Source organism: Lutibacter sp., from assembly GCF_041562875.1.
Taxonomy (GTDB): domain Bacteria; phylum Bacteroidota; class Bacteroidia; order Flavobacteriales; family Flavobacteriaceae; genus Lutibacter.
In genome coordinates this window covers 15,297-30,147 of record NZ_JBFFOE010000008.1, presented here as the reverse complement: position 1 = coordinate 30,147, position 14,851 = coordinate 15,297, and the positions used below count along the sequence as shown (strand labels likewise).

The window sequence follows — 14,851 nt, the reverse complement described above, 5'->3', positions numbered from 1 at the left end:
GAAATTCCCTATTTATCAAGGGTTACTTAATATCTAATTTCAAAGCTTTTGACTTATTTTAGTTTAAAATGCGTCTCAATTTACACCCTTGCTTTATGGGTAAGTCGGCTATTCATTTTTCATATCGTAAAAACAAATCTATAAATTTATATATGTTGCATTAAGTTATTGAGTACAGAAAATTAATTAAGATTATAAATTACCGACTTAATGTACACTAAACCATTTTTTTATTCCTAAACTAATTGAATTGCATATCTTTGCACAATTTATAAATTTAAAAACCTTTCTAAACTACCAAAGTATAAACTGGCTATACTAATTTAATGAATCATGGTTTGTATAGTATCACTTTTAAAAATACAGAAACTGAAAAATAAAAAGAATTTCACCATTGTATGGTAATATCCGGAGGTATAAAAAAAGGAAGATTACTTGCTATTTTATCAGCACAAAATTTAATGCAAGAATTATTAACATGTAACACAAGACAAATATGAGTAGCGATAACATAGCGCAAATAAATGAAGTAATAGCCGAATATTTTAACACAAATAAAGAAGATTTCATTTCTGCTAAAGATTTAATGCCCGCATTAATAAATGCAGGTATTTTTACAAAAGACATAAAAAAAGGTTTACCATTCAGAAAAATTTTAAGAAAATTAGATGAAGAAAATACACTGAATAAAATACCTTTTGTACATGCAGAACGAATAGAAAAAAACACCTATTGGTATTTAGTAAGAAAAGGTGCTAAATATATACCTAAAGTGGAAACAACTGCGGTATCAAAAAAACAACTTGGCATTAGCAAAAGAGCAAACAGCGATGAACATTATATATTAAATTTATGTGATGAATTATTGGATAATACTGCTTCTCGCCAACATAGATTTCCCTTCCTTTTAGGTGATTTTCATAAAGATAAAAAAAGTAGAACTAAACTTCCTGTAGATAGTTATTACGAAAATTTAAATCTGGTAATTGAATATCGCGAAAAACAACGCCCTGAAGAAGCTACTCATCTTGACAAAATTGAAGTAAAAACAATTAGCCGAGTTTCAAGAGATGAACAACGAAAAATATACGACCAAAGAAGAAGAGATGTACTTAAAAGAAAAAACATCAACCTCATTGAGATTAATTACTATGCCTTTGAATATGATAATCAAATGAGCATTATTCGAAACAAAGAAAAAGATATTGAAATAGTTAAAAATCTTTTAAAAAATTATATCCAAAATTCTAACCTCTAAGGCTACAGTTCAATTCTGAATTATATCACAAATTTAAAAACAAGCGATTTAGAAGTACTAAATCGCTTGTTTTATGTTAAATTGAAAAGCATTTACAGTATACGAATTCGCAAACGAGTAAAACCATTTATAAAAAAAATAAGAGTCATTATTGAAATAGAGACTTCAGAAAAATATTTGCAAATTTACTAGGTAGTCAATCCACTAAACTCTCCATATATTAATCTGAAGTAAAAAATAAACTCATTAAAAAACTTATTAAAATGTTATGATTTTAACAGTATTAGACATAAATAGGTTAATTACTAACACTTTTAATTCTGAGTTATTTTTATATTTGCAACTTATGTAAAATTTATAAAAAATGAGTGAATATAGTAAATGGCATCACCCCTATAAAATTGCAAAAGAGTACAATAAAAAAGTTGCTTATTTCAGTATGGAATTTGGAATTCATCAAGCTTTAAAAATTTACTCTGGAGGTTTAGGATTTTTGGCTGGTTCACATATGAGGTCAGCTTTTGAGTTGAAACAAAATATGATTGGTATTGGAATGCTCTGGAAATATGGCTATTATGATCAAGCTAGAAATGAAGACCAAACATTAAGAGCCGATTTTATTGAAAAAACATATAATTTCTTAGAAGATACAGGTATTGAGGTTGAAGTTCCTTTACATGACAATCCAGGAGTAAAAGTAAGAGCTTATATTCTAAAACCTGAAATATTTGGCTGTGTACCAATGTATTTATTGAGCACTGATGTTGAGGGCAATGATCATTTATCAAGAACAATAACCAACCATTTATATGATTCCAATGAATTAACGCGTGTTTCACAAAGTATTATTTTAGGTATTGGTGGTGCAAAAATTGTAGAAGCTTTAGGCGGCGCCGATAAATATCATTTAAATGAAGGTCATGCATTGCCAGCATTTTATTATTTAAGAGATCAAGGTATTAAAAAAGAACAGCTTGCTTTTACAACTCATACACCAGAAAAAGCAGGAAATGAAGAAAGAGATGCTCGTCACTTAAATCGTTGTGGTTTCTTTGGAAGAACACTTTCTGAAGAAGAATTAAGAAATGAAATGGTAAATAATGGTATGATTAATTATACTGTCTCTGCACTACGTATGGCTAACAAATCTAATGCGGTATCTAAATTACATGCGGTAGTTTCAAATGATATGTGGAAAGGTTTTGATGGCATTTCTGAAATAATCCCAATCACAAATGCACAAAATCAAAATTTTTGGCAGGATACAGAAATAAAAAAAGCTTGGCAAAAGAAAAATGCTAAAGCTTTTAAGGAAAGAAAATCTGTACTTAAATCTGAACTTTTTGATGTAGTTTTAAATCAAACAGAAAAAATATTTGATCCAAATGTAATTACAATTGTTTGGGCAAGACGCTTTGCTGGTTACAAAAGAGCAGATATGTTATTATATGATTTAGAACGATTTGAAAAATTACTTTCTAATGAAAAATATCCAGTTCAAATTATTTGGGCAGGTAAACCGTATCCAAAAGATTACTATGCTATTGATATTTTTAATCATTTAGTCAACTACTCTAAAAATTCTAAAAATTTAGCAGTGTTAGTTGGTTATGAAATTGATTTATCAAAAAAATTGAAATGCGGATCTGATATTTGGTTAAATACTCCAAGAATTACGCGTGAAGCATCAGGAACTAGCGGTATGACTGCAGCATTTAATGGTTCTGTAAACCTTTCAATAAATGATGGTTGGATTCCAGAATTTCAAAAAAATGGAGAAAATTGTTTTGTATTACCTGAGTTAGATCACAAACGACCAGTTTGGGAACAAGATGAAGAAGATTGTTCAAACTTATTTGATATTTTAGAAAATGAAGTTTTACCAACCTATTACGACAATCAGAAAAAATGGCAACAAATTGTCTTTAAAAGTATAGATGATGTGATTCCAGAATTTACAAGCAAAAGAATGGCTAACCAATATTATAAAGAGTTATATTCATAATTTTATAAAGTTAAAAAATAAATTATTAAATATTATGTATTAATAATAAAAAAGAGTATATTTGCAGCTAATATAATTTTTAATATCAATATAATGAGTAAAGGAACAGTAAAATTCTTCAACGAAACAAAAGGATTTGGATTTATCAGCGAAGAAGGTTCAAACAAAGAACATTTTGTACACATTTCTGGTTTAATCGATGAAATCCGTGAAGGTGATGAAGTTGAATTCGAATTAACAGAAGGTAAAAAAGGCTTAAACGCAGTAAATGTAAAAGTAATTTAATATATACTTATTACCTTTTTTCAATGTAGAAGCCTATCAAATTTTGATAGGCTTTTTTTATTTTATACATATTCATTTCTTATTATTTTCGCTAAATTTACCTTCATTTTTGAATTATAATTCATCAAAGCATGCTGAAGTACAGATTTAAATTATTGTATTTAATATTAAATGTGGTTTTTCTAACTTCCTGTGGAACAACTCATAAAATTAAAAGTAGCCTAAAACATAGTAACAAAGAATCTTCTTTCTTTAAAGGTTTTGTACTCTACAATCCAAAAACAAAAAAAGAAATTATAAATTACAATGGTAAAAAGTTTTTTACACCTGCTTCAAATACAAAATTATTCACTTTTTATACAGCCTATAAAACACTTCAAGATTCTGTTGTGGGTATAGAATATTACAAAGCAAAAGATTCATTACTCATTAAAGGAACTGCAGATCCATCATTACTTTATGGTTTTTACAGCACTAAAATTATTGATTTTTTAAAAAATGAAACTGACAGTATTTACTTATTAGATGAAAGTATTGATGATATGCCTTACGGAAGTGGATGGGCTTGGGATGATTATCAGGATTATTATATGCCCGAGAAAAGTCTATTTCCCATTTATGGAAATATTGTAAAATTTTCAATTAAAGACAGTCTAGTTACATCAACTCCCTACTATTTTAATCAGAACATTACAATTTCAAACTCAACTTCCTTTTCTAGAGAGCTTACAAAAAATATTTTTTATATTCAAAATGGTCATAAAAAAGAAAATGAAGTTCCATTTATAACTTCCAATAAACTTGTAGCTGAATTATTAGGTGAGCAAATTCAAAAAACTATTAAAGTCATTCCAACTACTAAAAAATATGATTTTAAAATTTTAAAAAGTATTAGTTATGATGAACTGTATAAACAAATGCTTGTTGTTAGCGATAATTTTATAGCAGAACAATTGTTGCTTCAAGTTGGAAAAGAAGTTGCCAAATCCTATTCAGTAAAAGCTGCAATAGATTATTCTTTAACTAATTACCTACAAGATTTACCTCAAAAACCACGTTGGGTAGATGGCTCTGGCCTATCTAGGTATAATTTATTTTCACCAAATGATTTTGTTTTTTTATTGGATAAAATGTATCTTGAAATACCTTTCTCAAAATTATTGAATTATTTCCCTGCTGGAGGTGAATCGGGTACCTTAAAAAAATGGTACGGAAATGAAAAACCATATGTGTTTGCTAAAACAGGCTCACTATCTAATAATTATAATTTAAGTGGCTACTTAATCACCCAAAAAGGCACCTTCCTTATTTTTAGTTATATGAACAACCACTATCAAAAATCTACTTCAACAATTAAAAGTGATATTGAAAAAACTTTAAAAACAATTTACAATCATTTTTAAATGAGCCCATTAATGGTATTATCTATATCGTTTAGCAGTATCATAGAAATTGAATTCATTAAAATGTAACCCCTAATGGAATTAAATAATGCAAAAAGATAATTTAATTTCCAAATTACATATTTTGTATATTTGCATAACTAAAAAAATGGAAGCTGAAAGCTCCTAAACAAAAACAAAATGGAAGAAATTGAAAATATAGAATTAGCTTTTTTAAAAATTGAAGATTATCAAGAACTTAAAAAAGCAATGATTGAATCCTACACTAATATGCCTGGCTCCTATTGGAAAGAAAAACAAATAGAGACTCTTATCAATAAATTTCCTGAAGGACAAGTAATTATAAAAATTAACAATCAAATAGCAGGTTGTGCTTTATCGCTTATTCTTGATTATAATAGTTTTGATGATCACCACTCGTATAAGGAAATAACTGGTAATTATACTTTTAGTACACATACACCTGATGGTGATGTTCTTTATGGTATTGATGTTTTTATTAAGCCTGAATATAGAGGTTTACGCCTTGGACGAAGAATGTATGACTATAGAAAAGAATTATGTGAACGTTTAAACCTAAGAGGTGTAGCTTTTGGTGGAAGAATACCAAATTATTACAAGTATTCAGATAAATTAACACCCAAAGAATATATTACAAAAGTTAGAGATAAAGAAATACACGACCCTGTACTGAATTTTCAAGTTTCTAATGATTTTCACCCTACAAGAGTACTTAAAAATTATTTAGAAGGTGACGATGAATCAAACGGCTATGCAGTTCTTTTAGAATGGGATAATATTTATTTTGAGAAAAAATCTAAAACAGCTTCCGTTATAAAAAAAGTGGTTCGCTTAGGTTTAATTCAGTGGCAAATGCGCCCATATAAAGATTTGGATGAACTTATGCATCAAGTAGAGTATTTTGTAGATGCAGTTTCTGGATATCGTTCAGATTTCGCACTCTTTCCTGAATTTTTCAATGCTCCATTGATGGCTAAAGACAATCATTTATCTGAAGCTGAAGCTATTAGAAAATTAGCTGAACACACAGAAGAAATCGTTAAAAAATTTTCCGAGTTATCAATTTCTTATAATATTAATATTATATCAGGTAGTATGCCTGAGATGGTAGATGGTAACCTATACAATGTTGGGTATTTATGCAGAAGAGATGGAACCGTTGATCGTTACGAAAAATTACATGTAACACCCGATGAAGTTAAAATTTGGGGACTACAAAAAGGGAGAGAATTAAAATGTTTTGATACAGATTGTGGTAAAATAGGTATTCTTATTTGTTATGATTCTGAATTTCCTGAATTAAGTAGAATACTAGCAGAAGAAGGAATGGATATTTTATTTGTACCCTTCTTAACTGATACACAAAATGGTTTTTCAAGAGTGAGAAATTGTTCTCAGGCAAGAGCTATTGAAAATGAATGTTATGTTGCTATTGCAGGTAGTGTTGGCAATTTACCAAAGGTGCATAATATGGATATTCAATATGCACAATCTATGGTATTTACGCCTTGTGATTTTGCTTTTCCTGCAAATGGAATCAAAGCTGAAGCTACTCCAAATACAGAAATGATTTTAATTGCTGATGTTGATATTGATTTACTAAGACAACTAAATCAGTTTGGTGCTGTTAGAAATTTAAAAGACCGACGAAAAGATTTATATGATGTTATTAGAAAGTAACTATAAAATTAAGCCATAAATAATTATGATAAAAAAACTCGCTAATTACCTAATACAAGGAGTATTATATATAGCACCTTTAGGAATAACTGCATATATAATATATGCGGTTTTTATGTTTATGGATGGCTTATTACAAGAACAATTAATCAAATTTTTTGGATTTAAAATACCTGGGTTAGGTATATTAACTTTATTAATATTCTTAATTTTTGTAGGTTATATTGGAAGAACAATCATTGCCGATCCTTTAAAATTAGTTTTTAAAAAAATTATTGAAAGTGTACCGCTTTTAAATTTTGTGTATTCAGCCTTTAACGATTTATTTTCTGCATTTGTAGGCAAAGAAAGAAAATTTAACAAACCGGTTTTAGTAAAAGTAAATTTAAATTCTGATTTAGAAAAACTTGGCTTTATTACTGAAGAAAATTTAGAAGTCTTAGGAATTAAAGATAAAGTAGCTGTTTATTTCCCACATTCGTATAATTTTTCTGGGGAATTATTTATTGTGCCTTTAGAAAACATAAAACCTCTAAATGTCAATTCAAGTGATGTTATGAAATTTGTAGTTTCAGCAGGTTTAACTAGTTGGGAAAAACCTAAAGATTAAGGCTATTCCCTTTCTAAATAACAATACAGTAAACGTATTATGATATCAGTAGATTTTGCAGAAATAAAAAATGATTAAGCAAAAACAATTGGAAACTACATGTGCTTCAGGAGTTATATTAGGTTACACCTAAATTCCATTACTTATTTTAGATAAAGATGTCACTTGTTCAACATTTAAAAATCAAAAAATTCATTGAGGAAATGGAGTTGAATGGGCTTTAAAAGAATAAAATTTGTATATTTAAGCAGATGATAATTTTTTAAAATAATAAAAAAATGACAGCTTCACATAACCTCACAGAAGAAAAAAAAATGGAAGATTTTTTAAAAAACTCTTCTATTATTGAATATTCCTTAAATGATTTTACTAGGAAAACTTTTAATTCTATTGAGGAAGTTGTGCTTAAAAACAAAGAAAATTCTATTCAATGGCTAAATGTTTATGGACTTAAACATCAAGATTTCACACGAAAAATAATTCAACAAAATAATTTTGATGAATTTCTAATGAATTTAATTATTGATGATGACCATAGAAATAAAGTGATTGAATTAGACGATTGCATCTTTTTAACATTTAAAACACTACATTATATAAATTCATCTTTTCAATTTGAACAAATGATGTTTATTGCTTCTTCAAATTATGTTTGGAGTCTACAAGGAAAAAAAGGGGACTATTTTGAGCATATTAGAGAACGAATTAGAGATAATAAAGGAATTATTAGAAGAAAAAAAGCTGATTATCTGCTCTATCGTATTATTGAATCGATTATTGATAATTACTTTAATGCCTATGAAAAATTACTTGAAAAAAGTTTAAATCATAAAGATTTATCACAAGTAAAACCTAGCCCCGAATTTGCAATAATTATTGAAAACAATAAGAAAAATTTATTTATTCTAAAGAAATCAATCAGCAGTTTAAAAGAAGCACTAAGCCGAATTGAGAAACTAGAACTAGAAAATTTTGAAACCCACTACTTTAGTGAATTAAAAGAGCAAGCAAGTTTTATGATTGATGATATTGATTTTAACTTACAACAATTTGAAAGTAGCATCAACTTAATTTTTAATATTCAAAATCATAGATTAAATGAAGTAATGAAAACATTAACCATTATTTCGGTTATCTTTATTCCACTAACTTTTTTAGCTGGAATTTATGGTATGAATTTTAAAAATATTCCTGAACTAAATAGTGATTATGGATACTATATACTAATAGGAATTATGGTTTTAATCTCATTGGTTAATTTATATTATATCAAAAAAAAGAAATGGTTTGATTGATATTAAATTATACTTCAATTACCAATTGATCATAAGCTAAAGATACATTTTCAGGTAACGTTTTTTCTACTTCTGCATGAAATCCTAAATATTGACTTATATGTGTTAAATACGCTTTTTTTGGTTTTAACTCTTCAATTAAAATAAGGGCTTCTTCTAAATTTAAATGAGAATGATGAGGTTTAATTCTTATCGCATTTACAATTAAAACATCCAAATTTTTAAGTTTCATTTTTTCAACTTCAGTTATAGTTTTAACATCGGTTAAATAAGCTATATTTTGAAATCTAAACCCGAAAACAGCAAGTTTACCATGCTCAACTTCAACAGGGATAACCTCTAAATTTCCAATAACAAAAGATTCATTTTTAATTTCATTTTGTTGAATACTTGGGGCTCCAGGATATTTGTTAGTCTCATTAAAAATATAATCAAATCTCGTTGCCAAATAGTTTAAAACTCTCTTATGAGCATAAATTGGTACAGCTCCTAACTTAAAACTAAACGGACGTAAATCATCTAAACCAGCCGTATGATCCGCATGCTCATGCGTAAATAAAACACCATTTATTTTTGAAACATGGGCTCTTAGCATTTGATATCTAAAGTCCGGACCACAATCAATTACATATGCAAAACTATCCCACTCAATTAAAACAGAAACCCTTAATCTATTGTCTCTCTTATCATTAGACAAACATACTGGATGATTACTAGCAATTACTGGAATTCCTTGAGAAGTTCCTGTTCCTAAAAAAGTAATTTTAATATTCATTTAATATTTGATAGAGTACAAGTATAACAAATAATTTATAAATTAACCCTTGGGCACCATTAGTTTTTGATATGAAGTTTTTAATAATTGCACTCAAAGAGTTCTTTTTTATGTATTGGTAGGGTAATATAACTTTGACTTGTTTTATATTCAGACATAACTAAGATTTTAAAAATAGATTTATTAAAAAATTTCACATCTATAATTATCTAAATCCTAAAATTTTAACAAAAAAAAGTAGTTACTTAAAAATGTGACTGAAATCAACTATTAACCTTGAATTAATACTTATATTTACATAATTATTTTTAAAAATCTTGAAGAAATATTCACCTATTGTAAATTGCTTTTTAAATAACATTTGAATTGCATTTTTTTTGGGTATTTTCCTTTAAAATTTTGATATGAGTATATTTAGAAATAGCTAAAAAACTGTTTTTTAAGTACTCTAAAATTAGAATGAAATAATAATTTATTTAATTTTATACATAATAAAACCATAGATATATGAAAATAGGGATATTGAAAGAAACCCAAAAAGGTGAAAAACGAGTTTCAATTTCACCAAATATAGCCAAACTACTCATCGCTAAAGGTTTTGAAGTTTCAGTTGAAGAAGATGCGGGAACCTCTTCATCATTTAAAAATTCAGATTATGAATTTGTTGGCGCCATTGTTAAAAAAAGAGAAGCCATTTTTAAGGAATCAAATATCCTTATAAAAATAAATCCTTTTGATGAAGAAGACTTAAAATTAGTTGAAAAAGGACAAATTTTAATGAGTCAATTATATTATTTATCAAATCCGGCTCTTATTGAAGCTATAGCTGCAAAAGGAGTTACTGCTTTTTCAATGGATGCAATGCCTCGAATTTCAAGAGCTCAGGATATGGATGTTCTTAGTTCTCAAAGTAACTTAGCTGGTTATAAAGCAGTTATTGTTGGAGCGAATGAAATGACTAAAATTTTCCCGTTAATGATGACAGCAGCAGGAACTATTATCCCTTCAAAAGTATTAATTTACGGTATTGGAGTTGCTGGTTTACAAGCAATTGCAACTGCAAAACGTTTAGGAGCTGTTGTAATGGCTACTGATATTAGAATGGAAACCAAAGAACAAGCTGAATCACTTGGGGCAAAATTTATTATGGTTGATAATACGGGTGAAGAATCTGAAGGTGGTTACGCCAAAGAAGCTTCTGAAGATTATGCTCAAAGACAAAAAGAGGCGGTTAATAAATCGCTATTTGATGCCGATTTAGTAATTACAACTGCCATGGTACCAGGACGAAAAGCGCCTGTATTAATTACTGAAGAGCAAGTAAAACAAATGAAAAACGGTGCTATTATTATTGATTTAGCTGCCTTACAAGGTGGGAACTGTGAATTAAGTAAAATGGGTGAAACTGTAATTAAACACGGTGTAAAAATTATTGGAACTACCATGGCTCCTGAAAGCGTTTCTACAAATGCAAGTGAATTATACGCTAAGAATATGTATAATTTTTTAATGCATTTAACCGATGAGAATAACGCATTTAAATGGGAATTAGAAGAAGAAATAACTGATGGTACTTTAATTGTACACGAAGGAAAAATTAGAAAAAACTAAACCTGAATAAAAATGAATGAATTATTAGAATTTATTAGCAGTAATTTAGAATTAATATATATCCTCATTTTAGCGATATTTATTGGAGTAGAATTAATAAAAAATGTTCCATCTGTACTACACACACCTTTAATGTCGGGTGCTAACGCTTTAAGCGGCGTTGTAATAGTTGGTGCATTATTGGTAATGTTACAAGCTAAACCAGATGATTACTTGGCTTTAGGTATGGGTTTTGTTGCCGTAGTGTTAGGAGTTTTAAATGTTGTTGGTGGTTTTGCCGTAACCGACCGCATGTTACAAATGTTTAAAAAGAAAAAATAATGAATATATTATTAAGTATTATCTATTTAATTGCAACCGTAACATTTGTTATTGGTTTAAAATTGTTAGGACATCCTGAAACTGCAAAAAAAGGAAATTTAATTTCTGCTGTTGGTATGGTACTCGCTATTATTGGAACTATATTTTTACATGATTTTGAAGTACCTTCAATAAATTATATTTTAATTGGAGCTGCTCTTTTAGTAGGAACTATATTAGGTTGGATTATTGCAATGAAAGTTGAAATGACCAAGATGCCAGAATTGGTGTCGTTATTCAATGGATTTGGAGGCGGAAGTGCCTTATTAATTGGAATTGTAGAATTTAATAAAAATGTTGGTTTAGAAGATGCTTCAAAAGCATCAGCTTCTATTATAACTACTATTTTGGCTGCTATCATTATTGGTAGTATTACTTTTACAGGAAGTTTAGTGGCTTGGGCAAAATTAAATGGCTCCATGAAAGATTTAAGATTGCCAAAATATAACCTAATTAATAATATTTTATTTTTAGCGCTTGTTGCCTTTGCTTCTTATATTGTATTAGTGAATACTGATAGTTTCATTTTAATTTATGTTTTATTAGCTGCTTCATTAATTTATGGGTATTTATTTGTAGCTCCAATTGGAGGAGCAGATATGCCTGTGGTTATTTCGTTATTAAACTCTTTAACAGGTATTGCTGCTGCAATTACTGGTATTTTATATGGAAATATGGTAATGTTAGTTGGTGGTATTTTAGTAGGTTCAGCAGGGTTAATATTAACTTTTGTAATGTGTAAAGCTATGAACCGATCTTTAACAAATGTAATTTTTGGTGCTTTTGGAGGAGATGCTGCTACAGGTGCTATCACAGGTGGAAAATCTGGTGGAACTATCAAAAAAACTACTGCAAGTGATTCAGCTATTTTATTAAATTACGCGAGTAAAGTTGTAATTGTGCCAGGATATGGTTTAGCAGTTGCACAAGCGCAACATGTGATTCATGAACTTGAATTATTACTTACCAAAAAAGGAGTTGATGTATCTTATGCTATTCACCCAGTTGCTGGTCGTATGCCAGGACATATGAATGTTTTGTTGGCCGAAAGTAATGTGGATTATGATAAATTAATTGAAATGGATGATATCAATCCTCAATTCCCGAATACCGATGTGGTATTGGTAGTTGGAGCAAATGATGTTGTAAACCCAGCGGCTCATAACGATCCTTCAAGTCCAATTTATGGAATGCCTATTTTAGATGTCGAAAATGCAAAACATATTATAGTAAATAAACGTACTATGAATGCTGGTTATGCAGGTATTGAAAACGAATTATTCTTCAACACAAAAACTTCAATGCTTTTTGGTGATGCTAAGAGTGCTTTAACTGAATTGGTTAGTGAACTTAAAAATATGTAATACTTTATAAAGTACAATTCATAAAAGAAGGGTGAGAATTAAATTCTCACCCTTCTTTTATTTACAATATCTAATAACTCTCATTTTTTAGTAGTTTTGCAAAAACTAAAAAAATCAAAATGGCTCTAAAGTTAAAAGGTGATATAGAAATTCATGATGTTCCTTCAAGTAAAGCAAAAGCGCTTAAAATTAATTTGAACAAATATATTTATGGAACTTTTGCTGAAATAGGGGCTGGTCAAGAAACTGTTCGTCACTTTTTTAGATCTGGTGGAGCTTCAGGAACTATTGCCAAAGCAATGAGTGCCTATGACAAACATTTTTCTGATGCTATTTATGGAATTGAAGAGGATGAACGTTATGTTACTCAAGAACGATTAAAAAAAATGCTTCATCATGAAATTAAACTTATAGAAGATAGATTAAATAGAAAAGATCACCATGGAAAGGTATTCTTTTCATACGCAAACACTGTAACTACAATAGATTTTGCTAAAAAATTTAAAGGACATGGTTGGGTTGGGTTAAAATTTCAATTAGATCCATTAGAAGATTATAATGAAATTATTTTACATGTTAGATTTAAAGAAACTGACGTAAAATTACAACAGGAAACTCTAGGTGTTTTAGGTGTAAACTTAATTTATGGAGCGTTTTACTTAAATAACAAACCAAAAGAATTGTTAAAATCATTGTATGATAACTTACATGAAGTTCAACTTGAAATTGATATGATTAATTTTTCTGGGCCTCGTTTTTCATATGTTGACAACCGTTTAATGAGTTTACTATTAGTTAAAAATGGAATGACTAATGCTGTAATGTTTGGACCAGATGGAAATAACCTATTACCTGCACAACAATTATATAAGGCAAATATTTTAGTGCTGCGAGGTAGTTTTAGACCTGTAACTAAAGTAAATATGAACATGCTTAAACTTGCAGAACAACTATTTATAAATGAAAAAAAGGTTAAAAAAGACAATACTAAAATTATTTTTGAGATTACATTAACAAACTTAATTTCTCAAGGGAAAATTGATGAAAGAGACTTTTTAGGAAGAGCTGAATTACTTTGTTCTCTAGGTCAAAATGTTATGATTTCAAATTACCAAGAATATTACAAGTTGGTTGAATACTTATCTGAATTTACCAAAGAACGTATTGGTTTAGCAATGGGTGTTAATAATTTTGTACAAATTTTTGACGAAAAATATTACCGTAATTTAAGTGGTGGAATTTTAGAAGCTTTTGGTAAATTATTCTTCAAAGACCTTAAGGTTTACTTATATCCTCTTAAAGATAGAAGCACTGGAGAAATTAAAACGAGTGAAAATCTAATGGTACATCCGCGTATGAAAGAATTGTATAAATTCTTTAAATATAATGGAAAAGTTGTAGATATAAAAGATTATAATCCTGATATATTGGGTGTTTACTCAAAAACGGTTTTAGAAATGATTTCAAATGGAGAAAATGGTTGGGAAGAAATGCTTCCTAATGGAATCCCTGAAATTATTAAAGAAGAACGATTATTTGGTTATTCAAAAATAAAATTTGAGAATTTGAAATAATTTTTGTTTTAAAATTAAACCTTTAGTAACTTTCAAAGTCTAAGTACAAAATGAAACGTGTGAAAGACGAAGAATTATTGGTTGCGCAACTTAAAAACCCTAATACGCAAGAACAAGCTTTTCGAGATTTAATATCTTTATACAAAGAACGTTTGTATTGGCATATTCGTAAAATTGTTATATCGCATGATGATACAGATGATGTTCTTCAAAACACTTTTATAAAAGTTTTTAAAAACATTCATTCATTTAAAGAAAATAGTAAATTATATTCTTGGATGTACCGAATTGCCACAAATGAGGCCATTACTTTTATAAACAAAAAAGCAGCAAAACAACATATAGATATTAGTGAATTACAGTACAAAATGACCGAAGATTTACAAGAAGATTCTAATTATTCAGGTGACGAAATTCAACAATTATTACAAAAAGCTATTTTTTCATTACCACAAAAGCAACAATTAGTATTTAACATGAAATATTATGATGAAATGAAATATAACGATATTTCTGAAGTTCTTGGTACTTCAGTAGGTGCATTAAAAGCATCTTATTTTCATGCAGTGAAAAAGATTGAAGAATTCTTAAAATCATATTAAACTATTAC

13 protein-coding genes are annotated in these 14,851 nt (G+C 28.5%); 12 read left to right on the top strand and 1 reads right to left on the bottom strand.

Annotated elements, in window-relative coordinates; all coding sequences use genetic code 11:
* Window positions 1-496 precede the first annotated feature (496 nt).
* From ABY863_RS02385 to ABY863_RS02355, 7 genes are all read left to right on the top strand, one after another.
* Complete coding sequence (locus ABY863_RS02385) at window positions 497-1,258, top strand: hypothetical protein (protein WP_372792660.1); 762 nt, start codon at window positions 497-499, stop codon at window positions 1,256-1,258.
* 364 nt (window positions 1,259-1,622) lie between these two features.
* The gene (gene glgP, locus ABY863_RS02380; RefSeq protein WP_372792659.1) at window positions 1,623-3,263 is read left to right on the top strand and encodes an alpha-glucan family phosphorylase; all 1,641 of its coding nucleotides are present in this window, start codon (window positions 1,623-1,625) and stop codon (window positions 3,261-3,263) included.
* A 93-nt stretch (window positions 3,264-3,356) separates the two neighbouring features.
* Window positions 3,357-3,548, top strand: a complete 192-nt coding sequence (locus ABY863_RS02375; protein WP_291801079.1) for a cold-shock protein — start codon at window positions 3,357-3,359, stop codon at window positions 3,546-3,548.
* Window positions 3,549-3,679: 131 nt separating this feature from the next.
* The gene (locus ABY863_RS02370; protein ID WP_372792658.1) at window positions 3,680-4,951 is read left to right on the top strand and encodes a D-alanyl-D-alanine carboxypeptidase; all 1,272 of its coding nucleotides are present in this window, start codon (window positions 3,680-3,682) and stop codon (window positions 4,949-4,951) included.
* A gap of 180 nt (window positions 4,952-5,131) precedes the next feature.
* Window positions 5,132-6,652: a GNAT family N-acetyltransferase gene (locus ABY863_RS02365; RefSeq protein ID WP_372792657.1), complete on the top strand. Its 1,521-nt coding sequence runs from the start codon at window positions 5,132-5,134 to the stop codon at window positions 6,650-6,652.
* A 25-nt stretch (window positions 6,653-6,677) separates the two neighbouring features.
* Complete coding sequence (locus tag ABY863_RS02360; RefSeq protein ID WP_372792656.1) at window positions 6,678-7,262, top strand: DUF502 domain-containing protein; 585 nt, start codon at window positions 6,678-6,680, stop codon at window positions 7,260-7,262.
* Window positions 7,263-7,540: 278 nt separating this feature from the next.
* Window positions 7,541-8,557 carry a magnesium and cobalt transport protein CorA gene (locus tag ABY863_RS02355; protein WP_372792655.1) on the top strand — a complete coding sequence of 339 codons (1,017 nt, stop codon included), beginning with the start codon at window positions 7,541-7,543 and terminating at the stop codon, window positions 8,555-8,557.
* A 7-nt stretch (window positions 8,558-8,564) separates the two neighbouring features.
* Here the strand turns inward: ABY863_RS02355 and ABY863_RS02350 are convergent, their stop codons facing one another.
* Entirely contained in the window at window positions 8,565-9,326 is a 762-nt protein-coding gene (locus ABY863_RS02350; protein ID WP_372792683.1) for an MBL fold metallo-hydrolase, read from the bottom strand.
* 513 nt (window positions 9,327-9,839) lie between these two features.
* On the opposite strand from ABY863_RS02350, the gene ABY863_RS02345 reads away from it, so the two are divergent.
* From ABY863_RS02345 to ABY863_RS02325, 5 genes are all read left to right on the top strand, one after another.
* Window positions 9,840-10,943 carry a Re/Si-specific NAD(P)(+) transhydrogenase subunit alpha gene (locus ABY863_RS02345; RefSeq protein WP_372792654.1) on the top strand — a complete coding sequence of 368 codons (1,104 nt, stop codon included), beginning with the start codon at window positions 9,840-9,842 and terminating at the stop codon, window positions 10,941-10,943.
* Between the two features lie 12 nt (window positions 10,944-10,955).
* On the top strand, window positions 10,956-11,264 hold the full coding sequence (locus ABY863_RS02340; protein WP_372792653.1) for an NAD(P) transhydrogenase subunit alpha: 309 nt from the start codon (window positions 10,956-10,958) through the stop codon (window positions 11,262-11,264).
* Window positions 11,264-12,667: an NAD(P)(+) transhydrogenase (Re/Si-specific) subunit beta gene (locus tag ABY863_RS02335; RefSeq protein WP_372792652.1), complete on the top strand. Its 1,404-nt coding sequence runs from the start codon at window positions 11,264-11,266 to the stop codon at window positions 12,665-12,667. Before ABY863_RS02340 ends, ABY863_RS02335 begins: the two co-directional genes overlap by 1 nt.
* A 119-nt stretch (window positions 12,668-12,786) precedes the next feature.
* Complete coding sequence (locus ABY863_RS02330; protein WP_372792651.1) at window positions 12,787-14,241, top strand: TonB-dependent receptor; 1,455 nt, start codon at window positions 12,787-12,789, stop codon at window positions 14,239-14,241.
* Between the two features lie 50 nt (window positions 14,242-14,291).
* Complete coding sequence (locus ABY863_RS02325; RefSeq protein WP_372792650.1) at window positions 14,292-14,843, top strand: RNA polymerase sigma factor; 552 nt, start codon at window positions 14,292-14,294, stop codon at window positions 14,841-14,843.
* Window positions 14,844-14,851: the final 8 nt, after the last annotated feature.

Bases quoted from the DNA above. Each gene is read 5' to 3' on its own strand.
- ABY863_RS02330 (WP_372792651.1), top strand. From the start codon at position 12,787: ATGGCTCTAAAGTTAAAAGGTGATATAGAAATTCATGATGTTCCTTCA.
- ABY863_RS02385 (WP_372792660.1), top strand. From the start codon at position 497: ATGAGTAGCGATAACATAGCGCAAATAAATGAAGTAATAGCCGAATAT.
- ABY863_RS02360 (WP_372792656.1), top strand. From the start codon at position 6,678: ATGATAAAAAAACTCGCTAATTACCTAATACAAGGAGTATTATATATA.
- ABY863_RS02340 (WP_372792653.1), top strand. From the start codon at position 10,956: ATGAATGAATTATTAGAATTTATTAGCAGTAATTTAGAATTAATATAT.
- ABY863_RS02375 (WP_291801079.1), top strand. From the start codon at position 3,357: ATGAGTAAAGGAACAGTAAAATTCTTCAACGAAACAAAAGGATTTGGA.
- ABY863_RS02370 (WP_372792658.1), top strand. From the start codon at position 3,680: ATGCTGAAGTACAGATTTAAATTATTGTATTTAATATTAAATGTGGTT.
- ABY863_RS02335 (WP_372792652.1), top strand. From the start codon at position 11,264: ATGAATATATTATTAAGTATTATCTATTTAATTGCAACCGTAACATTT.
- ABY863_RS02345 (WP_372792654.1), top strand. From the start codon at position 9,840: ATGAAAATAGGGATATTGAAAGAAACCCAAAAAGGTGAAAAACGAGTT.
- glgP (WP_372792659.1), top strand. From the start codon at position 1,623: ATGAGTGAATATAGTAAATGGCATCACCCCTATAAAATTGCAAAAGAG.
- ABY863_RS02325 (WP_372792650.1), top strand. From the start codon at position 14,292: ATGAAACGTGTGAAAGACGAAGAATTATTGGTTGCGCAACTTAAAAAC.
- ABY863_RS02365 (WP_372792657.1), top strand. From the start codon at position 5,132: ATGGAAGAAATTGAAAATATAGAATTAGCTTTTTTAAAAATTGAAGAT.
- ABY863_RS02355 (WP_372792655.1), top strand. From the start codon at position 7,541: ATGACAGCTTCACATAACCTCACAGAAGAAAAAAAAATGGAAGATTTT.